The organism is Oceaniovalibus sp. ACAM 378, from assembly GCF_008085915.1.
In the GTDB taxonomy this organism is placed as follows: domain Bacteria; phylum Pseudomonadota; class Alphaproteobacteria; order Rhodobacterales; family Rhodobacteraceae; genus Oceaniglobus.
The window spans coordinates 102,576-127,091 of sequence record NZ_VSJK01000012.1 but is presented as its reverse complement, the minus strand read 5'-3'; the positions used below and the strand labels follow the sequence as shown (position 1 = coordinate 127,091).

The window sequence follows — 24,516 nt, the reverse complement described above, 5'->3', positions numbered from 1 at the left end:
TCCCAGAATGAACATTTCCGTCACGCGATTTGCCGATCTGATCGATGCCTTTCGTCCAGCCGAGGGCCCGCCGCCGCGCACCCTTTGGGCGTTTTTTGCTTGGAACCTGTCGGGGGCATGGCGCTGGCTTTGGGTGGCGGGTGGATTGTCGGCGCTGGCCGGCACTGCCGAAGTGGTTACGGCGCTGATGCTGGGCTGGGTGATCGACGCAGCGCTGAACACCGGGGCGGCGACATTCTTTGGCGAAAACCTGTGGCTGCTGATCGGTGTCGCAGCGTTCTTCATTCTGGTGCGCCCGCTGTTGTTCGGGCTGTCGGCTGCATCAAACGCGATCATTGTCGGCCCCAATGTGAACCCGCTTGTGCTGACCCGGTTGCACCGCTGGACGCTGGGCCAGGCGGTGACGTTCTTTGATGACGATTTCGCCGGACGCATTGCACAAAAACAGATGCAGACCAGCCGCGCGATCACCGATGTGGCGACCGAGGTGATCAACGTGGTGTTCTTCGCGCTTGCCTCGCTTGTCGGATCGGCGCTGTTGCTGACCACGATCAACGGTTGGGTCGCTTTGGCGCTGTTTGTCTGGCTGGTGACTTATCTATGGCTGATCCGTTGGTTCATGCCGCGCATCCGCAAGCGGGCAAAGGCCCGGGCGGCCTCGCGTGCCATGGTGTCGGGGCAGGTTGTGGATACGATCACCAACATCAAGACGGTGAAACTGTTCGCCCATGACGATCACGAGGACCGCGCTGCCATTGGTGCCATCTCGACCTTCCGTGACCGGGTGATCCATTTCGGCGTGCTGGCTTCTGGGTTCCGAATTTCGCTGATGACGCTGGCGGGGACGCTGCCGGTGCTTTTGGTCGGCGGAACGCTGTATCTCTGGGCGCAGGGCACGGCGACCCCCGGTGATATCGCCGCTGCCGGGGCGATCTCGATCAGGATTGCACAGATGACCGGCTGGGTGTCGTTCACGATCATGGCGATCTATGCCAATGTCGGCGAGATCGAGGATGGGATGAACACCCTCAGCCCGGCCCACACCCTGACCGACCGTTCCGGCGCGCGGGAACTGCAGGGCGATGGACCGGTGCATTTTGACCACCTGAGCTTTGCCTATGGCCGCAAGACGGGTGGCATCCGCGATATCGACCTGACGGTCGCGCGAGGTGAAAAGCTGGGGATTGTCGGGGCTTCGGGGGCGGGAAAATCGACGCTGACCTCGCTGTTGTTGCGGCTCTATGATGCTGAACAGGGCCGGATCACCATCGCCGGGCAGGACATCCGTGACGTCACACAGGCCAGCCTGCGCGGCAAGATCGCCATGGTCACGCAGGAAACCGCGATGTTCAACCGGTCGGCCCGCGACAACATCATGTATGGCCGCCCCGGTGCGACCGAGGACCAGATGATCGCCGCCGCCAAACGTGCGGAGGCGCATGAATTCATCCTGAAACTTGAGGATTTCAAAGGCCGCACGGGATATGACGCGCATCTTGGCGAACGCGGCGTGAAGCTTTCGGGCGGACAGCGGCAGCGCATCGCGCTTGCCCGCGCCATGCTGAAGGACGCACCGATCCTTGTGCTGGACGAAGCGACAAGTGCGCTGGATTCCGAGGTCGAGGCAGACATCCAGCGTGCATTGGATCAGGTGATGGAAGGCAAGACCGTGCTGGCCATCGCGCACCGCCTGTCCACAATCGCGCGGATGGACCGCATCGTGGTGCTTGAGGACGGGCAGATCGTCGAGCAAGGCACCCATTCCGATCTCCTGGCGAGAAACGGCATCTATGCCCGGTACTGGAACCGCCAGTCGGGTGGGTTTGTCACATTTTCGGAAACTGGCGAAGCTGCCGAGTGATTCCGCCGCTGGCTGGCATTGTGCCGCCGCGCCGCAAGGCGTAACCCCGTTCGATGGAACATCGCATTGAACGACTTGGCCACATGGGCGACGGCATCGCGCCAACCGCTGACCGGGGGCCCGTATTTGCCCCGCGCACCCTCCCCGGAGAGGTGGTGAGCGGCGAGATCATCGGCGACCGGATCGCGGCGCCAAAGATCGTCACGCCCTCATCCGACCGGGTGACGCCGCCCTGTCCGCATTATAAATCCTGTGGCGGCTGCTCGTTGCAACACGCCAGCGATGGTTTCGTCGCCGCGTGGAAGGTGGATGTGGTGCGCCGGGCCCTGACCGCGCAGGGGATCGATGCGCAAATCCATAGCCCTGAAACGTCACCGCCGAACAGCCGACGCCGCGCAACTCTGTCGGCGCGGCGTACAAAGCGCGGCGCGACGGTGGGCTTTCACGGGCGCGCATCAGGTACAATCACCGAGATTCCCCATTGTTTGCTGGTCGATCCGGCCATCGTTTCGGCTCTGCCGGTGCTGGAAATCCTGACCGTAGAGGGTGCGTCGCGTAAGGGCGAAATCGCGTTTGCCGTCACGGTGTCGGGGTCTGGTCTGGATGTATCTGCGACCGGGGGCAAACCGCTGGACGGGCCTTTGCGCGTCACGCTGGCCGGGATCGTTGCGCAGACCGGATTGGCCCGGCTGACCTGGGACGGTGAGACGGTCGCGATGGCCGAACCCCCCGAACAACGGTTCGGTGCGGCGCGCGTGGTGCCACCGCCCGGCGCATTTCTTCAGGCCACCGATCACGGGCAGGCGGCGCTGACCCACGCGGTTCTGACTGCGGTGGGCGGTGCAAAACGGGTGGCCGATCTGTTTGCCGGGTGCGGCACTTTCTCGTTGCCACTTGCCGCCAAGGCCGAGGTACATGCGGTCGAAGGCGAATCAGACATGATGGCCGCGCTGGATCGGGGTTGGCGGGGTGCTGCGGGATTGAAACGCGTGACATGCGAAACCCGCGATCTGTTCCGTCGCCCGCTGCTGCCCGACGAATTGAACCGTTTCGATGCCGTGGTGATCGATCCGCCCCGCGCCGGTGCCGAAGCACAGGTGGCCGAGATCGTGCAGAGCCGGGTCGCAACTGTCGTCATGGTGTCGTGCAATCCTGTCACTTTTGCCCGTGATGCCAGCGCATTGATTGCCGGCGGATTTACCCTTGCTGATGTGACGACGGTCGATCAATTTCGCTGGTCGCCCCATGTCGAACTTGCGGCGCGGTTTGATCGACGCCATATCGCAACCGCCTGACAAAGACGGAGACGAGATGGGATTTCGCGAAAGACTGGCGTGCTGGCTGGATCAACCTTCTGTCACGAATTTCATCCTTGGCGTGATCCTGTTCAATGCGGTGCTTTTGGGGCTGGAAACCTCGGACACTGTCATGGATATGACGGGGCCGCTGATTCCGGCGCTCGATTCGCTTTGTCTGGCGATTTTTGTGGTCGAACTTCTGGCCAAGATGCTGGCCCATGGCGCGCGATTCTGGCGCAGGGGCTGGAACATCTTTGATTTCGTCATCGTCGGCGTGGCGCTGGTTCCGGGGGCGCAATCGCTGACCGTTCTGCGCGCCCTGCGGATATTGCGGCTGTTCCGGGTGCTGTCGGTCGCGCCCAGCCTGCGCCGTGTCGTCGAAGGATTCGTGAGCGCGCTGCCTGGAATGGCCTCGGTCTTTGTGTTGATGAGCGTGATTTTCTACATCGGTGCGGTGATGTCGACGAAACTGTTCGGCCAGAGCTTTCCCGACTGGTTCGGCGATATCGGTCTGTCAGCCTATACGCTGTTCCAGATCATGACGCTTGAATCCTGGTCCATGGGGATCGTGCGGCCGGTGATGGAGACCTATCCCTATGCCTGGATGTTCTTTGTTCCGTTCATCGTTGTGACCACCTTTGCGGTGGTCAATCTTTTGGTTGGTCTGATCGTGAACTCGATGCAGGATGCCCACGCCTCAGAGAGCAATGAACGAACCGACACTTACCGCGACGAGGTGCTGATCCGTCTGATCGCGATCGAGTCGCGGCTGAAAGGCGACACAGACGCGAAACCGTGACCGAGGGGGCACGATATCCTGTTCCGGGGCGCGAGCGAATCCGCTATGGTGAAAGAAAACACCCGAGCAGTAGCAGCAGTAGGCAGATCATGACTTTGAACCGTCGATTCTTTCTTTTTTCGGCACTGGCCGCGCTCAGCGCCTGTGCCAGCTCGAAATTCCGTCGTTATAACGGCCCCGAGGTGACGCAGGTCGTCGTCAACAAGGGCCAGCGTCAGATGTATCTGATGAACGGCAACCGGCAGCTGAAGAAATATAAATTCGATCTGGGATTCGCACCTGCCGGCCACAAACAGGTGGAAGGCGACGGCAGGACGCCCGAAGGCGTTTATTTCATCGACCGCCGCAATCCGGAAAGCCGGTTCCACCTGTCGCTGGGCATATCCTATCCCAACGAGCAGGATCGTTTCCTGGCGTCGCAAATGGGCAAAAGCCCGGGGGGCGACATCTTTATCCACGGGCGCGGCCCGTTTTATAACCTCAAGAAGAACCGCAAGCCGGATTGGACATGGGGCTGCATTTCGATCAGCGACCGTGAGGTCGAAGATGTCTATGCGATGGTGAAAACCGGCACCCCGATCGTGATCACCGCCTGAACTGTCGGCGGTGATCAAAAGGTTCTGATCACAGTCCGGCGATCAGGTTCCGGTGATCATCGTCCACCAGATTTTGCCTGAATCTTCCTGATACCAGGCAAAGCCCAGGCTCCGCGCCCGCGAGTCGGTCATGATGTCGCGTGTCGACGGTTCGCTCGCCCAGGCGCCCAGGGTTTCGATCTCGGTCTCGAAACTCTCGGAGATATTTTCACCCAGCAGCGTTCCGGTGTATCCGACACGGCGCACCCGATCCAGTGGCGACGATCCGTCCGATCCGAAATGCCAGGGCCGGTTCTGTACCGCCATGTCGCGCGAATGGGTGGCGGCGGCGGCGGTCAGTTCCGCGTTCAGCTGCAGCGGCACCCCGCCCGACGCCGTACGCAGCGCATTGACCGAATCCAACAGTCGAAATTGGATCTCGGCCGTATCCGACGCGTTGATATGATAGACCCGGGACAGCGGCTTGCCGTCGGTGCCAAGGGTCGGCGGGGCGGGTGTGGCGCAGGCGGCCAGCCCCAACATGAGGGAAAACAAAATAGCAATGCGACGCGTCATCGTGGGTTCATCCGGCTGGGTTTGCTGACCTCGTTTATAGGCAAACGTGTGCCGGTTCAAACCCCAACGATCGGACGGCGAGCATGTTCGCGCCAGAGTGATTTGCGACGTGGGCCGACTCAGGATATATTTCAGAGTATTCACACATCTTTTATCAATCTGAAGGTTTGACATGGCTATGTTCACCAAACCGACACTGACCCGCCGGAATTTTCTGGCCAACTCCGCAGCCGTCTCGGCCGTTCTGGCCACGCCAGCGCTGGCCCAGCAAAGCGGCAGCACCGAATATCTTCCCCCGGCCAGCACCGCACGCCGCAATGCGTCGAGTTTTCGAATGCTGGATTGGCGCCCGTATTTCAAATCGCTCGCCGGTGGTGCCATTCTGGTGGATATCGATTCGCGCGCCCTGCATTTCTGGACAGCAGACGAAGCGACTTACAAACTGTTCCCGACATCGGTACCTCTGACTGACGATTTGACGCGTCTCGGGCGCACAAGCGTCGTGCGAAAGGTCGAGGGCCCCGAATGGCGTCCGACCCCTTCGATGAAAAAGCGCAATCCCGAATGGCCCGACTTTGTCCCCGCGGGCCCGGATAATCCGCTGGGAACGCATGCACTGTATCTGAGCTGGACATATTACCGGATTCACGGCACCCATGACACGCGCAAAATCGGTCGCAGATCATCGAACGGCTGCATTGGTCTTTACAACGAGCATATCGCCCAGCTGTTTGGAATGACCTCCAACGGCACACAAGTGTTGCTTATTTGACGAAATTCAGCGCGTGCAGGGCCTTATGGCATGATCAGTCATTTGCATCGGCGTGCCTTTGCTGCTTAAACATTTGTACGAGGTACAGTCTTGGGTGCCTGTTGCCGTCCTCAATAACCCTCGGCGGCAGGCGGATACTGGAGGATACAATGAAGAAACTTGCACTCGCAGCCGCACTTTCGGTTGCCGCAACCGGCGCATTCGCCGGCGGCCTGGCCGCTCCGATCCTGGAGCCCGCGATCATCGTCGAAGAAACCACGTCTTCTTCCGGCGGCATCGTGATTCCGCTTCTGCTTTTGGCCGTGATTGTGGCTGTTGCCGCATCCGACTGATCGCTTTTGCGATACGACAACAAAAAGGCGGCCAGACTGCTCTGGCCGCCTTTTTTCATGGGTAAATCCCGGGCTCATTCCCGGTTGATCCAGCCCTTCAGGTTTCGTTCGATCACGTCCGACAGGACGTTCAGATGCGCCGCATCATCGTTCAGACAGGGGATATAGGTGAATTCTTCACCGCCCGCATGTTCGAAACTTTCGCGGATTTCCCCGTTGATCTCTTCCAGCGTCTCAATGCAATCAGCCGAAAACGCGGGCGATATGACTGCGATCCGCCTTTTGCCGGCCCGCGCCAGTCGCGCGACCTCTTCCACCGTATAGGGCTGAAGCCATTCCTCAGAGCCGAATCGCGACTGAAATGTCGTGATGATCTGGTCATCCGCCCAACCAAGCCGCTCTTTCAGCAGCCGCGTGGTTTTTTGGCAGTGGCAGTGATAGGGGTCGCCCTCAAGAAGATAGCGTTTCGGCAGACCGTGATATGTCGCCACCAGAATGTCGGGCTTTTCCTCCATGGCGTCATAGGCCCGCGCGACCGATTGGGCCAATGCATCGATATAGCCCGGCTCTTCGAAATAGGCAGGAACCGTGCGTACAGAGGGCTGCCATTTTTCAGCCATCAACGCGCGGAACATCTGGTCGTTCGCCGTGGCCGTCGTCGGCGCTGCGTATTGCGGATAAAGCGGGAAGAACAGGATCTTCTGGCACCCGGCATCAATCAGGCGCCGCAGCCGTGATGCCGTCGACGGGTTGCCATAGCGCATGCAGTAATCAACCATCACATCGTCGCCAAAACGCGCCTGCATCGTGGCGGCGATCCCGGCTGTCTGTGCCTTGGTGATGGTGGCAAGGGGGCTTTCATCCGCCTCGTTGTTCCAGATCAGCTTATAGTTCGCGCCCGAGGTAAACGGGCGTTTCGTCAGGATGACCAGTTGTAACAGCGGCTGCCAAAGCCAGCGTGAATAATCGATCACGCGCTTGTCAGACAGGAATTCATTCAGATAACGGCGCATCGACCAATAGTCATAACCGTCCGGTGTACCGAGGTTGGCCAGCAGCACACCGATCTTTTCGGGCGGTATTTTTGGGTGGTCCACCGGCGCATGGGCCGGGCACACCGCATCTGTGGCCGTGAAAAGGGGCGTTTCGTCCATTGATTTCGTCTCTGGCATGTTCGGCCCCGTCATTCATGGTGATCAAAGGCTTGAGATAACGGGTTTTGCCCGGGGGTCAATCGCGGTGCGACGTCACGTCATCGTGCAGCCCGGTCTCCGTCACACCCAAAGCCTCGGCCAGCCGGCCTTTCGCGGATCCCGGGCGCAGCGCCTTCGGTTGGCTGTCGTCAGGCGCCCATCCGGTCAGGAACACCAGATCGAAAGTCGCCCGAATGCGCCCGTCTTCGGCAGGAAAACCCGCTGCATACAGGGTGGCGGCCTGAGTAAACAGCGCGCGGGGGGCGGGTCGACGGTCACGCGCCAGCAGGGCGTTGGTTTCGCCCATCGCCCGCAGATCGCGCATCAGGTGCAGCGGCGTGGCATAGGTAACGCGCAGAGGTGTCGAATCCGCCACCGGCAGCGCGAAACCCGCCCGTTGCAAAAGTGCACCCAGATCACGGATTTCGCCCATGGGTGCGATCCGGGGCGAAAGACCACCGCGCACCGCGATCTCGGCTTCGGCCAGCGCTGCGCGCAGTTCGTTCAGGGTCTGACCGCCGAACAGGACCGCAATCAGCAGCCCATCTGGCCGCAACGCCCGCCGCGCCTGCACCAGTTGCCCCACCGGATCATCGGCCCAGTGCAGCGCCATCGCGTGAATCACCAGATCGTGCGCCAGCGGCAAAAGGTCGGTCGTTTCGTTATCGGCAACAATCCGGGCGCCCGGAATGGCATTGGCCCATAATTGCGGATGACCGGTGATAATCGCCGGGCTGGTAAACGTCCTGTTAACCTCTTCCAGTCTCTCCTGCACCTGCGCGATGGCTTCGTCATGGAGAAACGCCGCCGGATCGCGTGTTGCGCGTTGTCGGTGCAGGGTTAGGGCAGTGCGGTCGGTCAGGCGGGGCGGTGTGCTCATGGGAGGGAGTTAAGCGCGAATGACCAGAATGCAAAGTGCGCTGAGCCTTATCTATCCCCACCAATGCGTTTCTTGCGATGTGCTGGTCGAACAAGGGGGCGGGCTGTGCGGCAGTTGCTGGCGCGACACGCCGTTCATCTCGGGCCTTGTTTGCGACAGTTGCGGCACGCCACTGATGGGGCAGGAGTCTGACCGGGCCGAGCATTGTGACGACTGCCTGACGCTTGAGAGGCCATGGGGGCGGGGGCGGTCGGTTATGCTGTACCGTGATCGCGGGCGGCGGTTGGTGCTGGCGCTGAAACATGGCGACCGGCACGACATCGCGCGTCCGGCGGCCGGTTGGATGGCCCGTGCGGCGGCGCCGGTGATCCGGCCCGACACATTGGTCGTTCCGGTGCCCATTCATTGGCTTCGGATGTTGAAGCGGCGGTTCAATCAGGCGGCGCTGCTCGCGACCGCGCTGGGCGCTGCGGCGCGATTGCAGGTGTCGACCCGGGCGTTGGCGCGGACACGGCGTACCGATCTCCAGGATGGTAAATCCCCCGAACAGCGGTTCGCCAATGTCGCAGGGTCGATCCGCCCGCATGCGAAATACGGTGCCTTGCTGGATGGGCGGCATATTCTGCTGGTGGACGACGTGATGACCACCGGCGCGACCCTGGCCGCCTGCGCCGAGGTCTGTCTCGCGGCGGGTGCGCAGAGCGTTGATATTGTCACACTGGCAAGGGTGGCCAAGGATGCCTAGGTATTGCATCAAACCGGATAAGGAGAATGCACCATGGCCACTGTCGAAATCTATACCTCGCCGACTTGCGGATTCTGCCACGCGGCCAAGCGGCTGCTGACAACTAAGGGTGCCGGCTTTGCCGAGATCGATGTGTCCCGCGATGCGGCGCAGAAACAGGCGATGATGCAGCGTGCCAATGGCCGCCGCACAGTGCCGCAGATTTTCATCGACGGTCAGCATGTGGGCGGTTTCGACGAATTGAATGCGCTGGAGCGGGCTGGCAAACTCGACCCCATGCTGGCGGCCTGACAGGCGCGCCGGCTCAGGCCGGTTTCACGCTGGTTGTGGTGTAATTGCAGCTCAGATCGCGGTCGGACAGGCTCCAGTTCCATGACAACGGATTGAAGACAAAACCGGTCTTGTCCACCGGATCGAGCCCCGCGCGGCGCAGCAGGTCGAACAATTCGTCGGGAGTGATGAATTTCGACCAGTCGTGGGTGCCCTTTGGCAGCCAGCGCATCACCCATTCCGCCCCGAGAATCGCCATGGCAAAGCTTTTGGGGTTCCGGTTCAGCGTTGAACAGACCATCAATCCGCCGGGTTTCATAAGCTGGCGGCAGGCCGTCAGATAGATCAGCGGATCGGCGACGTGTTCGACGACTTCCATGTTCAGCACGGCGTCAAACTGTTCGCCCGCTTCGGCCAGTGCCTCGGCCGTGGTATGGCGGTAATCGATGGTCAGGCCCGACTGTTCGGCGTGCAGCTGCGCAACCGGAATGTTGCGTTCGGCAGCGTCGGCGCCCACCACATCGGCCCCCAGCCGCGCCATGGGTTCAGACAACAACCCGCCACCGCAGCCGATATCGAGGATTCGCAGCCCGGCGAACGGCGCCTGCGTCTTCAGGTCGCAGCCAAATTCCGCAGCGATCTGCGCGGTGATATAATCCAGCCGGCAGGGATTCAGCATGTGTAGCGGCTTGAATTTTCCGTTCGGATCCCACCATTCGGCTGCCATCGCCTCAAATTTCGCGATTTCGCTGTCATCGACGGTGTTTATGGCGGCGCTGGACATGGGCGGACCTTTTTGCGTTGGCGGGCCCCTTTTCGCGACGATACCGTGGCGGGGCGGGTTTGCACCATATATAGGACTGTCATGGATAAGGTCTCTGGTCAAAAGAACGCAGCCCAGTTTTTGTATCCGCCGGTCGATCCGTTCGATCAGCGGATGCTGGAGGTGGGAGATGGTCATCGCATTTATGTCGAGCAATGCGGGGCGCGTGACGGAATTCCGGTGATCGTGCTGCATGGCGGCCCCGGCGGGGGCTGTTCGCCGTCAATGCGGCGATATTTCGACCCGTCAGTGTATCGCATCGTGTTGTTCGATCAGCGCGGCTGTGGTCGTTCGCGCCCGCATGCCTCTGTCGAGGCGAACACCACATGGCATCTGGTCGCCGATATCGAACGGATCCGAAAGGCACTGGCCGTCGACAAGTTCATCGTGTTTGGCGGAAGCTGGGGTGCGACGCTGGCGCTGATCTATGGCGAAACGCATCCCGAACGGGTGGCGCATCTGGTGCTGCGCGGTGTGTTCACGATGACGCAGGCGGAATTGCAGTGGTTCTATGGCGGTGGCGCGGGTCAGTTCTGGCCCGATGTCTGGTCACGGTTCACCGATCTGATTCCCGAAGATGAGCGTCACGATCTGATCGCAGCCTATCACCGGCGGCTGTTTTCCGGCGATTTGCAGGTCGAAACCCGTCATGCACGTGCCTGGACCGCCTGGGAAAATACGCTGGCCAGTATCGACAACGACGGTCCCGGCGGCGAAAGTCCGGGGGAGTATGCCCGTGCCTTTGCCCGGTTGGAGAACCACTATTTCACCAATGCCGGATTTCTGGAACGTGACGGCCAGATCCTGAGCGATATCGGCCGGTTAAAAAATGTGCCGGGCACAATCGTGCAGGGCCGGTATGACATGATCTGCCCGCCCGCATCGGCATACGGGCTGCACCGGGCATGGCCGGGATCGCGCCTGATCATGATACCGCGCGCCGGACACGCGCTGTCAGAACCGGGGATCAGTCGCGCATTGGTCCAGACGATGGACGGGCTGAGGCCGGATTGAATTCCGCGTCGTCGCCGGTGACTCGGGGGCGATGCCAAGGGGCTTTACACGCGGCACCAGCTTTCACTACTCTGGCGGTCAATGAAAAGCCTGACACGCATTGTATTGCACCGGCTGTTTCTGGGTCTGCTGACACTTTTTGTGGTTTCGGTCGTAATTTTCACGGCCGTCAACATGTTGCCCGGGGATTTTGCGCAGGCGATTCTGGGGCAAGGTGCCACGCCTGAAGCCGTGGCATCAATCCGTCGCGATCTGGGGTTGGATCAGCCGCCGGTCATTCGGTATTTTCAATGGCTGGCAGGGGTCATTCAGGGCGATCTGGGCAGAAGTTTCGCACAGGCAAATTTCACCAGCTTCACCGGCACCACGTCGGGGCAATCCAGCGTTATGGGACAGATTGCGCCACGGTTTGCCAACACCATGTTTCTGGCCGGGGTGACTGCGGCGATCGCCGTGCCAGTCTCGCTGGCCCTTGGGATTCTTGCCGCGCTGTATCGGAATTCGGTTTTTGATCGGGTGGTGAATATCGCCACCCTATCGTCGATTTCGTCGCCGGAGTTCTTTCTGGCTTATATCCTGATCCTGTTTCTGGCGGTGCTGAATCCGTTGCTGCCGTCCCTGTCCAACATTTATTCCGATATGGGCTTGGGCGAGAGGCTGGAACGGACTCTGTTGCCCGCGCTGACCCTGACGCTGGTGGTGACTGCACATATGATGCGCATGACCCGTGCGGCGATTATTAACCTGTTGGCCAGCCCATATATCGAAATGGCGCGGCTCAAGGGGCTGTCGCCGATGCGGGTGATTCTGCGTCATGCGCTGCCCAATGCGCTGGCGCCGATCATCAACGTGATCGCGCTGAATCTGGCCTATCTGATCACTGGTGTCGTGGTGGTTGAGGTGGTGTTTGTCTATCCCGGCATCGGGCAGTTGTTTGTTGATTCGGTCAAGAACCGGGATATTCCGGTGGTACAGGCCTGCTGTCTGATCTTTGCCGCCGCCTATATCCTACTGAACCTGATGGCGGATCTGATGTCGATTCTGTCGAATCCCCGGCTGAGGCATCCCCGATGATCGTTCTGACCGGCCTTGCGGCAACAATTGCCGGGTTGCTGCTTGCAGCATGGGTTTTTCGCTTTTTTGGCCGAATGTCCGGGCGGCCCGCGTTTCGCGACATGGGGATGACATCTGCCTTTGGCTGGATGCTGGCGGTGTTCTTGTTGTTCTGGGCGGTGCGGCTGTATTTCTTTGTCGATGGCGCCGTTTTCTTCCGCTGGGCGGTGCAGGGGTTCATTCTGTTCGCTGTCATGGCATTTCTGTTTCGGCTGCTGGGGCGGTATCTGGGCACGGCTGCCACAAAGCGCCTGTTCCGGGCGATGCCGCTGACCGCCAGTTTCGGCATCCTGACAATTCTGCTCTATGCTGTCGTGGCGATCTTTGCCGGGTCCATCGCACCCCACGGACAAGAAGAGATTTTTGCCCGGGTCAATATCCTGCCCGGTGGCAATCCGGAATTTGGCGGCGATCCGGCGTTTCCTCTGGGCACCGACCAGATCGGGCGCGACCTGCTGAGTCGGCTGATCTTCGGCGCGCAAAATACGGTTGGCATCGCCTTTGCAACGACGCTGTTGGCGTTTCTTCTGGGCGGGACTCTGGGGTTTCTGGCGGCGACGCTGGGGGGCTGGCTGGATCAGTTGCTCAGCCGGATGGTTGACGTGCTGATGGCGATTCCGTCGCTGATCTTTGCGCTGCTGCTGATGACGATCGCGTCGGCCTGGGCGGGGTCAGAGCAGGGGCTGCTGACGCTTTACATGATCTTCATTATCGCACTGATCGATTCGACCCGGGTTTACCGGCTGGCCCGGGCGGTGGGCGGAAACATAGTGGTGATGGATTATATCGAGGCGGCGAAGCTTCGCGGCGAAGGGATGGGATACCTGATCTTTCGCGAAATCCTGCCCAATGCCATGGCGCCTCTGCTGGCCGAATTCGGGCTGCGGTTCTGTTTCGTGTTCCTGACCATCGCATCGCTGTCGTTTCTCGGCGTGGGCATCCAGCCGCCGCTGGCCGACTGGGGCACCATGGTGCGGGACCTGTCGCAATTCATCAACTTTGCCGCGTTTTCACCGCTGACAGCCGCATTGCCATTGATGGCGGCAGGGGCCATCGCTCTGTTGACCGTGGCGGTGAGTTTCACGGTGGACTGGATGCTGCACCGGTCATCGGGGCTTAAAGAATGACACAGCTTCTAAAAATCCGCGGTCTGAAGATCGAAGGTCGCAGCGATGAGATCTGGATGCCCATCGTCAACGGTATCGATCTGGATCTGAACAAGGGCGAGGTGCTGGGCCTGATCGGCGAATCCGGCGCGGGCAAATCCACTGTCGGGCTGGCCGCCATGGGGTTCACCCGTGACGGATGCCGGATTTCGGCTGGATCGGTGGCGTTCGACGGCGTGGATCTGGTCAGCGCCCCGGCGGCTGTGAAACGTGCGATGCTGGGCAGGCGTATCGCCTATGTGGCGCAATCGGCAGCGGCGAGCTTCAATCCGGCGCACCGGATCATCGACCAGCACACCGAAGGCCCGACGCAGCACCACGTCATGGACCGCGCCCAAAGCCAGCGTGACGCGATGGATCTCTATGCCAAGCTGCGCCTGCCCAACCCCGAAGAAATCGGATTCCGCTATCCCCATCAGGTCAGCGGCGGGCAGTTGCAGCGCGCGATGACGGCGATGGCCATGTCATGTCGGCCCGACCTGATCGTGTTCGACGAACCCACCACCGCGCTGGACGTCACGACCCAGATCGAGGTTTTGGCGTCGATCCGTGACATCGTGGAACAGTTTGGCACAGCCGCAATCTATATCACCCACGATCTTGCCGTGGTTGCGCAGATGGCTGACCGGATCAAGGTGCTGCTGAAGGGCGACGAGGTCGAAGAGGCCGATACACGCACCATGCTGTCAGCGCCGACGCAGGAGTATACCCGTTCGCTTTGGGCCGTGCGAAGCTTTCAGCGCCCCGCGAAACCCGCCATTCCTGTGGCTGCCGTGCCAAGCGTTCGGGTGCGCGGCATCAGCGCCTCCTATGGCAAGATCAGCGTGCTGCACGACGTTAGCTTTGACATCCACGCCGGGCGCACCCTTGCCGTTGTCGGTGAATCCGGGTCGGGAAAATCCACTGTCGCGCGCTGTATCACCGGGCTCTTGCCACCCTCGGATGGGTCGATCGAATTTGATGGCGTGTCCTTGCCCGCCGATTATCGCAGGCGCACCAAGGATCAGTTGCGTCAGGCGCAGATGATCTATCAGATGGCCGATACGGCGCTGAATCCGCGCAAGACAATCGGTGAAATCATCGGTCGCCCGGTTGAATTCTATGGCGGGATCCGAGGCGCCAGAAAACGCGCCCGGGTCGAGGCATTGCTGAACGAGATCGAGCTTGAGCCGAAGCAATACATCGACCGGCTGCCGTCGGAATTGTCGGGCGGGCAGAAACAGCGCGTCGGCATTGCCCGGGCGCTGGCGGCCGAACCGAAGTTTATCATCTGCGACGAAGTGACCAGCGCGCTGGATCAACTGGTCGCAGAGGGCATTCTGAAATTGCTGGCACGCTTGCAGGATGACCTGGGGCTTACCTATATGTTCATTACCCACGATCTGGCGACGGTTCGCGCCATCGCCGACGAAGTGGTGGTGATGAAGGACGGACGCGTGGTCGAACAGGGCGGCAAGGCCGGGATGTTTCAGCCGCCGCACCATCCCTATACCGACCTGTTGTTGTCGTCGGTGCCGGAGATGGACCCTGATTGGCTGACGCGGCTTCTTGCCGAACGCGGAAATGATACCATCGGTGACGGCGCAACTGATAAGATGTGACAGGATCATGCCAGATGTCCGGTCATCCGGACGCCAAGAAGGCGGAACAGAACCGCCGCAGCACAAGGCAACAGGGAGAAAGACATGACACGGATTTCACGACGCGGTCTTCTGCGCAGCGGTGCGGCTGTGGGCGTTCTTGCGGCCACCGGATTTCCAGTACTGGCACAGGCGAAAAGGGGCGGGCGGCTGCGGCTGGGTCTGAATGGCGCCAACACATCCGACAGCTGGGATGGCCGGACCCATTCCGATGCTTTCATGGTCAACGGTGCCCATGGCTGCGTGTTCGACTGCCTGACCGAGGTTTCGGCAACCGGCGAACTGATCGGCGAACTGGCCGAAAGCTGGGAGGCCACGCCGGATGCAAAGACCTGGACGTTCACCCTGCGGCAGGGCGTGACCTTTCACAACGGCAAGGCATTCGGCGCCGATGACGTGCTGGAATCCCTGTCGATGCACGTGGCTGACGGCGCAAAATCAGCCGCCCAGCCCATCGTCGCCAGTATCGACGAGATGAAAAAGACCGGCGACCATCAGGTTCAGATCGTGCTGAAGGAAGGCAACGCAGACTTTCCCTTCCTGATGTCGGATTACCACCTTCTGATGTACCCCGCCGGCCAGATCGACGAGGCGATTGTCAAAGGCATCGGAACGGGAATGTACGAGGTGGTCAGTTTCGATCCCGGCGTGCGTTTCGTGGGCAAACGGGTGGCAAGCCACTATAAGGATGGCAAGGCGGGGTGGTTCGATGAGGTTGAATTCATCGCGATCAACGATTCTTCGGCCCGGATGAACGCGCTGCTGACCGGACAGGTCGACGCGGTAAATCGGATCGACTTCAAGACCGAGCCGCTGCTGAAGGCCAATCCGAAGATCAAGATTTTCGAAGTGACGGGCAACCAGCACAATACCTTTCCGATGTTGATGGACGTTCCGCCCTTCGACAATCTGGATGTGCGGCTGGCGCTGAAATATTCGGTGGATCGTCAGGAACTGGTCAACAAGATCCTGCAAGGCCACGGTGCCGTCGGCAACGACCACCCCATCGGCCCGGCAAACCAGTATTATGCCAAAGATCTGCCGCAGATCGAAATGGACCCCGACAAGGCAAAGTTTCACCTGAAAAAGGCCGGGATGGAAAATCTGACGGTCGATTTGCGAGTGTCGAATGCTGCGTTCAACGGCGCTGTGGATTCCGCGCAGTTGTATCAGGCATCGGCGAAAAAATCCGGTATCGACATCAACGTGGTGCAGGAACCGGCCGATGGATATTGGTCGAATGTTTGGCTGAAACAGCCATGGTGTGCGGCATATTTCTCGGGCCGCGCGACCGAGGACTGGATGTTCGCCACAGCATACGAGGCCGGTGTGCCGTGGAATGACAGCCACTGGACCGATGCGCGTTTTCAGGAGTTGCTGTTGCAGGGTCGCAAAGAGCTGGATTCGGCCAAGCGGCGCACGATCTATTACGAAATGCAGCAGATTCTGTCGGAACGCGGCAGTACCGTGATCCCGATGTATGCCAACTTTGTCGATGCGGCGGCGTCGGGGTTGGCCCATGGAGAAACTCTGGGCAACAACTTTCAGATGGACGGGTCGCGCATTGCCGAGCGGTGGTGGTTTTCGTAACCGCCGCAGACCGTTCGAAAAGGCCAGATGAAAACGCAAGCCTGACATGCAACTCCCCGCCACCGCGCGGGGAGTTTTCGGTTCACCCGGTCAATAGACGATCCAGACCAGCCAGAGCGTGATCGCGGGAAACGCGGCCAAAATCGCAACCCGCAGGATATCAGTGAGGACAAACGGCAAGACGCCGCGAAAGGTCTGACCGATGGGAATGTCCTTTGCCATCGAATTGATGACGAACAGGTTCATTCCCACGGGCGGTGTGATCAGCCCGACTTCGACCACGATCAGCACCAGAATGCCGAACCACAGCCCGAATTCGGCGGGCGGCACGCCGAAATCCAGCGCCGACATGATCGGAAAGATGATCGGAACGGTCAGCAGGATCATCGACAGACTGTCCATGATACAGCCAAACGCCAGATACATGATCAGAACCACTGTAAGGATGAACCAGGGCGAAAAACCCTGACCGGCCACCCATTCTGCCGAGTGTTGCGGCAGTTGCGTCAGGGCGAGAAACCCGTTGAACAGTGCCGCGCCCAGAACGATCAAAAAGATCATGCCGGTTGAGGATGCGGTCGCCAGAATCGCCTGCACCAGTTTCGCCCAGCTCATCCCGCCGGACAGAGCCGCCGCTATTCCGGTACCCGCAGCACCCACGGCTGCGGCCTCGGTCGGGGTGAAAACGCCCAGATAGATGCCGCCGACCACCACAAGAAAGATCGTCAGCACCGGCCAGACTTTGCCCAATGCGCGCATCCGCGCCCCCCAGGGCACGCGCGGCAATGTCCCGCCCGAGTTTGGCGAGATCCGGACCCAGATCGCGATGGCGCACATATATCCCAGTGCTGCCAGCAACCCCGGTATCATCGCAGCGACGAACAGCTTGGCGATGTTCTGTTCCGTCAGAATTGCATAGATCACCAGAATGACGGAGGGCGGAATCAGAATACCCAGCGTCCCGCCCGCCGCCAGTGTCCCGGTGGCCAGCGCCCCGGAATAGCCATAGCGGCGCAGCTCGGGCAAGGCGACCTGCCCCATGGTGGCGGCGGTGGCCAAGGATGATCCGCAGATCGCCCCGAACCCGGCACAGGCCCCGACGGCCGACATGGCGACGCCGCCCTTCCTGTGGCCCAAAAACGCCTCGGCTGTTTTGAACAGAGATCTGCTCATTCCCGACAGGGTGGCGAACTGACCCATCAAAAGAAACAGCGGGACTATGGAGAGAGAATAGCTTGAAAATGTGCTGAACGTCAGGCTTTTCATCTGGTTCAGCGTCATACCCGTTGCGCCGGTCACCAGATAGGTTCCACCAAAGGCGACGGTCAGCATCGCCAGCGCAATCGGGATGCGCAGGAAGATCAGCACCAGCAGCGCCGGAAACGACCAAAGGGCAAGCTCGTAATTGCTCATTCCCGGGCCTCGGCCACAGCGCGGATCACACAGAACGCAGCGACCAGCGCAAACACCACAGCCCCGACCAGCCCGGCGGCATAGGCCTGCCACAACGGCAGTTGCAGGATGAACGTCGTTTCACCATAGCGCAGTTTGTCAGCCATCCCGAGATACAGCCGCCAAGCTATGATCGTTGCAGCGGCAGTCATCAACAGGTTTGACAGAATGTCGATTGCCGCATTTCCGCGCGTGCCGAACCAGTTTTGAAACAGGTCGACTCTGGCATGGCCGCCGGTGAACTGACACCAGGGCAGAAAGCTGAAGACGGCAAACCCGACACCCAATTCGATCCATTCGAAATCACCGGGAACCGGGCCCAACCCGATGTTCAGTGGCACAAGGGCGCGCCCGGTGATGCTGACACAGGTCATCGCGACCAGAGCCAGCAGAACCGCACCGCCGATCAGCGCCATTGCCATGGCCATCAGACCGGCGGCGCGTTCAAGATTTGAATAGAACATGAAGATCCCGGCAGATGGTGGCGCGACCCCTCGCGGGACTCGCGCCGCGCGTCATTTTCCGGAGTTCGCGGCGATGTGGGCGCGAGCTTCGTCGATCAGGGCCTGACCGTCGATGCCCTTGTCGTTCATCTCGGCGATCCAGCGGGCATAGACCGGCTGTGCGGCCTCTTTCCAGCGTGCCGTCTCGGTTTCGTCCAATGTGGTGATCGAGTTGCCGGCGGCCGCTGCGATATCACGCGCGGGCTTGTCGTATTCGAACATCACTTCGCCCGCGAACCGGGCCAGCTTTTCGCCACTCTCCGCCTCGATGATCGCCTTGAGGTCGTCGGGCAGCGCATCGAACCTGTCCTGATTCATCACCAGAACGAAGGTGGCGGTGTAAAGCGCCTCGGTTCCGCCAAATTCGGCATGGTTGGTGACCAATTCGGACAGCTTCATCGCCGGCGTCACTTCCCAAGGGATGACGGTGCCGTTGATCACACCCTTTGACAGCGCCTCGGGCACGGCGGGCAGCGGCATTCCGACAGCGGTCGCGCCAAGCTCGCCCAGCAGATCGGTGATGATCCGCGTCGGCGCACGCAGGGTCTTGCCCTGCATGTCTTCCAACCGGGTCACCGGATCTTTGGTGTGGATCACGCCCGGGCCGTGCACCCAACCGCTCAGCACCTTGACGTCGGCATATTCGTTGGCCTGAAAATCGCTCTCGATCATCTGCCAAAAGGATACGGCGGTCGCCACGGGATCGCTCATCATGAACGGCAGTTCGAACACTTCGGTGCGTGGAAAACGGCCCGGAGTATAGCCTGACAGCGTCATCGAGATGTCGACGACTCCGTCGCGCGCCTGATCCAGCAGCGCATTGGGCGCCCCACCCAGAGCCATCGCATCGAACATCTGGATTTCAATGCGTCCGTCCGATGCCTCTTTCAGCCGTTCGGCCCATGGCACCAGCATGTTCTTTGGCAGGTTCGCGGCCGGTGGCAGGAACTGGTGCAAGCGCAGGGTAACGTCCTGTGCAAAGGACGGCGCGGCGGCCAAAACCAGTGCACCGGCGGTCGCAAGACCAAAAAGAGCGCGACGTTTCATGGAAGTCCTCCGTGGTGTGACCCGGGGTTCGGCCCCGGTGCGAGTATTTTTGCGTTCGTTGACGCAGATGGCCCATTTGTCCCGCTGCAGCGACACACCGCAAGACCAAACATGAAAGGGCGCAAGCATCATCGCCGGTATTCGGATGTCCGGAGCGGATGCTCCTCCTTGGGTGTTGACCGCTGAATTCTATTCAACCTCATCCTGAATCGGTTCGCCGATCAGGGGTCTGCCTTGGAAACGGGCGGCGACTTAGGGCAAGATGGCCGGCAAAACCCTGACGGCGTCGTGTCCGGCCACCAACAGGAACTGGCTCGCCGGTTTGTTGGACATGTCGATCAACGATTTGCCGTGGGCCTTTGGTCCATGCCGGGCACCGCGCCATCAGTCACGGGGCAAAATCGCACCCCGAACGCCGACAACCCGGCGCGCCATGTCATGACCGCGCAGCATCGCGAGGCCCAGATCGTCCGAGATCAGGTATTCGGCCAGAAATCCGCCGTTGAAGCTGTCGCCTGCCGCGGTGGAATCGACGATCCGCTCGGCCCGGAGATAGGTGGCGCCGGGCATCGCTGCACCGATCGGCAAAGGTCCGTCGGCGCCGCGTTTCAGGGCGCCAGTGCCAACTCCGGTATCTGTTAGCCGCGTAATGACCGCTGCGTCCGAAGCATCGCCGAACAGCGCCTGTTCGTCGTCGACCGACGGCAGGGCAATATCCGCCCGCGCCCAAAAGGCCGACATGGTGGCGCGGGCGGTCGCTGCATCCTCCCACAGGCGGGGGCGATAGTTCGAATCAAAGGCCACCCGCCGCCCGGCGGCACGCAGACGGTCCAATGTGGCCAGTAGCCGGTCGCGGCCTTCGGGCGACAAGATCGCGATGCTGATGCCGGACAGATAAATCACATCGGCCGCGTCCATTGCGGCCTGTTCCGCGTCACTGGTGAACATTTGCCGCGCGGCGGACTGATTGCGCCAATAGTGGAAACTGCGTTCGCCCGCGTCATCGACGGCGATGGAATAAATGCCCACCTGCCGCTCGGGATCACAGGTAATTCCCTCGGTGCCGATGCCTTCGTCGGCGGCAAAATCGATCAGCCCCTTAGACAGCGGATCCTGCCCGACACGGGTCAGGTATTGTACCTGCCCGGCGTCGCCCAATGCGCGTTGCAGATAGATCGCGGTATTCAGCGTGTCACCCGCAAAGCCGACGCGAAAACCACTTTGATCGCTGCTGATCTCGGCCATCGCTTCGCCAAGGCATACTATGTTGAGTGTCATGGCTCAGACCTTCTTGCGATCATTGACGATGGTCATCTGCGCCAATCCGCTGTTGCCCAGATCGACGGCGGCGAAAGGTCCGCCATGGCACATATGGCCCGGATCGGCCGGGTCTTGCGGGGTGGTTTCAGCCAACACCTGTTCCGCGAACTGTTCGGCGTTGTCTTTCGGACGGTACCCGAGGAACGCGGCGGCGGAATTGTCGACCGGCGCGCGGTCGTTGTCGCTGACGCCATAAATCACCGTGAATCCGGTGACCGGCGTGTCGATGGCGCGCTGCACCAGCTGAATCAGGTCGTCATAGGACAGCCACGACCCCAGAGCCCGGGCATTGTTCACCTGAGCACAGGACAGGATGCGCAGGTGAACAGATTCCAGGCCGCGCTTTTCCCAGTACATCCGCCCCAGATCCTCGGCGAAACATTTCGCCAGACCATAGAAGGTGTCGGGCCGGTGCGGCACGTCGGTGCCGATGAATTCTGTCTTGGGGTACATCCCCACCGCATGGATCGAACTGGCATAAACCACCCGGCGCACCCCATGGCGGCTGGCGGATTCCCAAATGTTGTAGGCGCCGATAAAGTTCGGGCCAAGCAGCTCTTCAAACGGGGCTTCGTCGACGATGGCACCGAAATGCACCACCATGTCAGCGCCTTCCAGCAAAGCGTGGATCGCATCGAAGTCGGCCAGATCAGCGCGCACAAAGGATTCGCCCGGATACAGGGTGCCGATGTCTTCCGCGATATCTGAACTGACCAGCGAATCGCAAATCTTGCTCAGCGGTTCGCGCAGGTACGACCCCAGCCGCCCGGCGGCCCCGGTCAGGACGATCTTTTTCATCGGCAGTTTCTCCTCGGGTGGTGTGTTGCCACGACCCTAGCATTCCGTCGAAAGCACCGCCAGCATCCGCCGCACCACCCGGCCATCAGCGCGGTTTCAGCACCCGCGCGAGTTCGGCCACCAGCCTGTCCCGTTCCAGCGGCTTTGACAGGTATCCGTCAAATCCTGCCCGCAGGAAACGTTCGCGGTCTTCCGGCGCGGCGTCGGCGGTCAAAGCAATCACCGGGACGGACCCGCCATCGCCGTGACCGACACGCAGCCGGTCCAGTGTTTGCCGTCCGTCAAGGCCGGGCATGTGCATGTCGAGCAGCAGGAAATCGAACTGCTCCGCGACCAACCGCTCCAGTGCCGCCGCTCCGCTGTCGGCCTGCTGCGATTTTACCCCCAAGCGGCCAAGCAAAGCCGTGGCGATCACCCGATTCGCCCGGTTGTCGTCGACCACAAGAGCGTGCAGCCCGTCGAACGATTGCGACCCGCCCGGTGTTGGTTTGGATAAGGTGTCGGAGTCGGCGACGATCAGCGGGATCAGCGTTTCAAACGCGCTGCCCTGTCCCGGGGTCGAGCGGACGGTGATCGTGCCGCCCATCAGCGTGACAAGCGAGTGCGATATGGCAAGGCCCAGCCCGGTGCCCGAGGCCGCCCGCGCGCCGTCCGGATCGACCTGGCTGAACGATCGGAACAGCCGCCCAAGCGCCACAGCATCCATACCAGAGCCGGTGTCGGTAACGATGATCTGCAAAACCCGGGCGTCCGGCGGGCCAGTGCTACCGACCGTCATCCATACATGACCTGAATCGGTGAATTTCAACGCGTTCGAGATCAGGTTGGTCATCACCTGCCTGATCCGCTGTGGATCAATCATCAGTCGCGGCGGCAGGTCGGGATCGACGGTCAGGCCGAGCGAAAGCCCCTTGTCCCGCGCCAGATCTGCGAACAGGGCGATGACCCCCGATGCGACCGCCCCGATTTCGGCGGAAACGGGCTTTACATCCATACGCCCCGCTTCGATCTTGGCGTGATCCAGCACGTCATCCATCAATGATTTCAGCGACAACGCTGAATCAAACAGGATGCGCGCACGGTCGCGTGCGGTGTCGTCGCGCGCTTCGTCCTGTGCCAGTTGGGCAATGCCAAGAATACCGTTGAGCGGGGTGCGAATCTCATGGCTCATCGCGGCCACGAAACGGGATTTCGCGCGGTTCGCGCTTTCCGCATGATAAAGGGCGCGCACCAACAGGGTCTGCACCTTGTTCATATCGAGGATCGCCAACACCACATAGAGTGTCGCAACCCCCGTCATCACCAGCCCCATGGCGATTTCAAACTGCGATGTGTCGGACACCAAAATGGGCACCACAACCATCAGGACGAAAATCAACAGCGGACCACCCGGACACAATGCGCTGAGCAGCAGAAACCGACGCACCAGCAGAACATGGATCAGCATCCCGACAAATATGCTGAACGCGAACATTCTTGCGGCGGGTGATCCGTCTTGCCAGGCGAGAAATGCGATCAGGTCGACCCCGATGGAAATCGACACGTCCAGCAGCATATTCAATATATGGACCCGCCGGTCATAGCGTTTCTCAAGATAGCGAACTGTCACCAGCGCATAGTATTCAGCAAACGGGTAGGCCCATGCAAGCGTCAGAGCCACCCATGAGGGGACAAACACCGATCCCACAAGAATCGCCAGACAGACCGTCACGATCCGCGCAGGCATTTCCTGAACCGTCATTTCATTTTGACGCCGCATCGCGCGCAGATAGCTGTTTGACGGCACGCCATCCCTTTCCCGGTCAGCCCGGCGGTATACTGGCCCGGCGGGGTTAATCTTTTCCGAACTTTGGCCCGAACTTTGGCCGGATCATTGGCCCAAAAAAGTTCGGACTTCGCTCGGGCGCGAATTTCGCCTTGGCCGGATTCCGCTCCGGCGCGGCGCTGGCGGAGGAAACTGCGCGTTTTGGCCTTGAACCGGGATCAATGTGTCTGTATGTGGTCGTTCATCAGCGGTGCGTCGGGGTCCAAACCCGAAGGCCCCACCGGAACTTGTGACGGGCCGCGCGCCCGTTTTTTTGTGCCCAGCCGCCAGACCCGAACGCCAAACCCGATTCCACACCGAACCCCGAGGCCCGGACATGTCCGAAATGATTGCGAAATCCAACATCGACCGCCGCCTTGCCGCGGTTTTCGGCCCCGTGATCGAGGGGCTGGGATTCGAACTGGTGCGCGTCCGTTACATGGGCGGCAAGACCCCCACGGTTCAGATCATGGCCGAACGCCCCAATGGTGGCATCGAAGTGGACGAATGCGGCCAGATATCCACAGCGATATCGGCCCATCTGGATGTCGAAGATCTGATCGATGAGGCCTATTCGCTTGAGGTTTCCAGCCCCGGCATTGACCGCCCGCTGACCCGGCTCAAGGATTTCCAGACCTGGGAAGGTTATGAGGTCAAGCTTGAAACCGATGAGCTGATCGACGGTCGCCGCCGGTTCAAGGGTATTCTGGCCGGTGTCGAAGGCTCTGAAGTGCTGATCGAGATCGAAGAAGGCACTATCGGGCTGCAATTTGACTGGTTGTCGGATGCAAAGCTGGTTCTGACCGAAGACCTGATCCGCGACGTCCTGCGCAGCCGCAAGGATGCCGGATTGATCGACGAGACACAGTTTGATGCGGTTGAAACCGTGTTGGACGATGAAGACGAAGACGAAAAGGGCAACACGCCCCCGAGGGAGAATTGAGC

Annotated in this window: 24 protein-coding genes; 14 read left to right on the top strand and 10 right to left on the bottom strand. The window is 60.6% G+C overall.

What is annotated here, in order from left to right; genetic code table 11:
- Window positions 1-7 precede the first annotated feature (7 nt).
- The 4 genes from FQ320_RS16920 (at window position 8) to FQ320_RS16905 (ending at window position 4,554) form a co-directional block, all read left to right on the top strand.
- Window positions 8-1,861 (top strand): ABC transporter ATP-binding protein, encoded by a 1,854-nt coding sequence (locus tag FQ320_RS16920; protein WP_148474331.1) that lies wholly within the window; start codon window positions 8-10, stop codon window positions 1,859-1,861.
- A 53-nt stretch (window positions 1,862-1,914) separates the two neighbouring features.
- Window positions 1,915-3,156 (top strand): class I SAM-dependent RNA methyltransferase, encoded by a 1,242-nt coding sequence (locus FQ320_RS16915; RefSeq protein ID WP_148474329.1) that lies wholly within the window; start codon window positions 1,915-1,917, stop codon window positions 3,154-3,156.
- A gap of 16 nt (window positions 3,157-3,172) precedes the next feature.
- A complete protein-coding gene (locus FQ320_RS16910; protein ID WP_148474327.1) occupies window positions 3,173-3,958 on the top strand; it encodes an ion transporter in 786 nt (261 codons plus the stop codon).
- An 89-nt stretch (window positions 3,959-4,047) separates the two neighbouring features.
- Window positions 4,048-4,554 (top strand): murein L,D-transpeptidase family protein, encoded by a 507-nt coding sequence (locus FQ320_RS16905; protein ID WP_148474325.1) that lies wholly within the window; start codon window positions 4,048-4,050, stop codon window positions 4,552-4,554.
- Between the two features lie 42 nt (window positions 4,555-4,596).
- Here the strand turns inward: FQ320_RS16905 and FQ320_RS16900 are convergent, their stop codons facing one another.
- Complete coding sequence (locus FQ320_RS16900; RefSeq protein ID WP_148474323.1) at window positions 4,597-5,109, bottom strand: CAP domain-containing protein; 513 nt, start codon at window positions 5,107-5,109, stop codon at window positions 4,597-4,599.
- Between the two features lie 172 nt (window positions 5,110-5,281).
- Here FQ320_RS16900 and FQ320_RS16895 point away from each other — a divergent pair, with 172 nt between their 5' ends.
- Both FQ320_RS16895 and FQ320_RS16890 read left to right on the top strand, forming a co-directional pair.
- The gene (locus tag FQ320_RS16895) at window positions 5,282-5,881 is read left to right on the top strand and encodes a L,D-transpeptidase (protein WP_148474321.1); all 600 of its coding nucleotides are present in this window, start codon (window positions 5,282-5,284) and stop codon (window positions 5,879-5,881) included.
- Between the two features lie 149 nt (window positions 5,882-6,030).
- Window positions 6,031-6,213, top strand: coding sequence for a hypothetical protein (locus tag FQ320_RS16890; RefSeq protein ID WP_148474319.1), 183 nt, complete (start codon window positions 6,031-6,033; stop codon window positions 6,211-6,213).
- 74 nt (window positions 6,214-6,287) lie between these two features.
- Here FQ320_RS16890 and hemH read toward each other — a convergent pair whose 3' ends face one another.
- The gene (gene hemH / locus FQ320_RS16885; RefSeq protein ID WP_255509560.1) at window positions 6,288-7,385 is read right to left on the bottom strand and encodes a ferrochelatase; all 1,098 of its coding nucleotides are present in this window, start codon (window positions 7,383-7,385) and stop codon (window positions 6,288-6,290) included.
- Between the two features lie 58 nt (window positions 7,386-7,443).
- On the bottom strand, window positions 7,444-8,286 hold the full coding sequence (locus FQ320_RS16880) for a methyltransferase domain-containing protein (RefSeq protein ID WP_148474317.1): 843 nt from the start codon (window positions 8,284-8,286) through the stop codon (window positions 7,444-7,446).
- A 28-nt stretch (window positions 8,287-8,314) separates the two neighbouring features.
- Here FQ320_RS16880 and FQ320_RS16875 point away from each other — a divergent pair, with 28 nt between their 5' ends.
- Window positions 8,315-9,031, top strand: a complete 717-nt coding sequence (locus FQ320_RS16875; protein ID WP_148474439.1) for a ComF family protein — start codon at window positions 8,315-8,317, stop codon at window positions 9,029-9,031.
- A gap of 33 nt (window positions 9,032-9,064) precedes the next feature.
- Window positions 9,065-9,322 (top strand): glutaredoxin 3, encoded by a 258-nt coding sequence (grxC, locus tag FQ320_RS16870; protein ID WP_148474315.1) that lies wholly within the window; start codon window positions 9,065-9,067, stop codon window positions 9,320-9,322.
- 13 nt (window positions 9,323-9,335) lie between these two features.
- On the opposite strand, the gene ubiG is transcribed toward grxC, so the two are convergent.
- A complete protein-coding gene (gene ubiG / locus FQ320_RS16865) occupies window positions 9,336-10,085 on the bottom strand; it encodes a bifunctional 2-polyprenyl-6-hydroxyphenol methylase/3-demethylubiquinol 3-O-methyltransferase UbiG (RefSeq protein ID WP_148474314.1) in 750 nt (249 codons plus the stop codon).
- Window positions 10,086-10,166: 81 nt separating this feature from the next.
- Between ubiG and pip the strand changes: the two genes are divergently transcribed.
- The 5 genes from pip (at window position 10,167) to FQ320_RS16840 (ending at window position 16,647) form a co-directional block, all read left to right on the top strand.
- Window positions 10,167-11,138 carry a prolyl aminopeptidase gene (pip, locus tag FQ320_RS16860; RefSeq protein ID WP_148474312.1) on the top strand — a complete coding sequence of 324 codons (972 nt, stop codon included), beginning with the start codon at window positions 10,167-10,169 and terminating at the stop codon, window positions 11,136-11,138.
- A gap of 81 nt (window positions 11,139-11,219) precedes the next feature.
- On the top strand, window positions 11,220-12,212 hold the full coding sequence (locus tag FQ320_RS16855; protein ID WP_148474310.1) for an ABC transporter permease: 993 nt from the start codon (window positions 11,220-11,222) through the stop codon (window positions 12,210-12,212).
- A complete protein-coding gene (locus FQ320_RS16850; protein WP_148474308.1) occupies window positions 12,209-13,378 on the top strand; it encodes an ABC transporter permease in 1,170 nt (389 codons plus the stop codon). Before FQ320_RS16855 ends, FQ320_RS16850 begins: the two co-directional genes overlap by 4 nt.
- The gene (locus FQ320_RS16845) at window positions 13,375-15,018 is read left to right on the top strand and encodes an ABC transporter ATP-binding protein (protein ID WP_148474306.1); all 1,644 of its coding nucleotides are present in this window, start codon (window positions 13,375-13,377) and stop codon (window positions 15,016-15,018) included. Before FQ320_RS16850 ends, FQ320_RS16845 begins: the two co-directional genes overlap by 4 nt.
- An 84-nt stretch (window positions 15,019-15,102) precedes the next feature.
- The gene (locus tag FQ320_RS16840) at window positions 15,103-16,647 is read left to right on the top strand and encodes an ABC transporter substrate-binding protein (RefSeq protein WP_148474304.1); all 1,545 of its coding nucleotides are present in this window, start codon (window positions 15,103-15,105) and stop codon (window positions 16,645-16,647) included.
- A 90-nt stretch (window positions 16,648-16,737) separates the two neighbouring features.
- Here FQ320_RS16840 and FQ320_RS16835 read toward each other — a convergent pair whose 3' ends face one another.
- From FQ320_RS16835 to FQ320_RS16810, 6 genes are all read right to left on the bottom strand, one after another.
- Complete coding sequence (locus FQ320_RS16835; protein WP_148474302.1) at window positions 16,738-18,060, bottom strand: TRAP transporter large permease; 1,323 nt, start codon at window positions 18,058-18,060, stop codon at window positions 16,738-16,740.
- The gene (locus tag FQ320_RS16830; protein ID WP_255509559.1) at window positions 18,057-18,563 is read right to left on the bottom strand and encodes a TRAP transporter small permease; all 507 of its coding nucleotides are present in this window, start codon (window positions 18,561-18,563) and stop codon (window positions 18,057-18,059) included. The genes FQ320_RS16835 and FQ320_RS16830 overlap by 4 nt, the downstream gene beginning before the upstream one ends.
- Window positions 18,564-18,614: 51 nt before the next feature.
- Window positions 18,615-19,649, bottom strand: a complete 1,035-nt coding sequence (locus FQ320_RS16825; protein WP_148474300.1) for a TRAP transporter substrate-binding protein — start codon at window positions 19,647-19,649, stop codon at window positions 18,615-18,617.
- Window positions 19,650-20,033: 384 nt separating this feature from the next.
- The gene (locus tag FQ320_RS16820) at window positions 20,034-20,927 is read right to left on the bottom strand and encodes a sugar kinase (protein WP_148474298.1); all 894 of its coding nucleotides are present in this window, start codon (window positions 20,925-20,927) and stop codon (window positions 20,034-20,036) included.
- 3 nt (window positions 20,928-20,930) lie between these two features.
- Complete coding sequence (locus tag FQ320_RS16815) at window positions 20,931-21,767, bottom strand: NAD(P)-dependent oxidoreductase (RefSeq protein WP_148474296.1); 837 nt, start codon at window positions 21,765-21,767, stop codon at window positions 20,931-20,933.
- A gap of 85 nt (window positions 21,768-21,852) precedes the next feature.
- A complete protein-coding gene (locus tag FQ320_RS16810; protein WP_148474294.1) occupies window positions 21,853-23,553 on the bottom strand; it encodes an ATP-binding protein in 1,701 nt (566 codons plus the stop codon).
- 355 nt (window positions 23,554-23,908) lie between these two features.
- On the opposite strand from FQ320_RS16810, the gene rimP reads away from it, so the two are divergent.
- The gene (gene rimP / locus FQ320_RS16805) at window positions 23,909-24,514 is read left to right on the top strand and encodes a ribosome maturation factor RimP (RefSeq protein ID WP_148474292.1); all 606 of its coding nucleotides are present in this window, start codon (window positions 23,909-23,911) and stop codon (window positions 24,512-24,514) included.
- The last annotated feature ends 2 nt before the right edge of the window (window positions 24,515-24,516 follow it).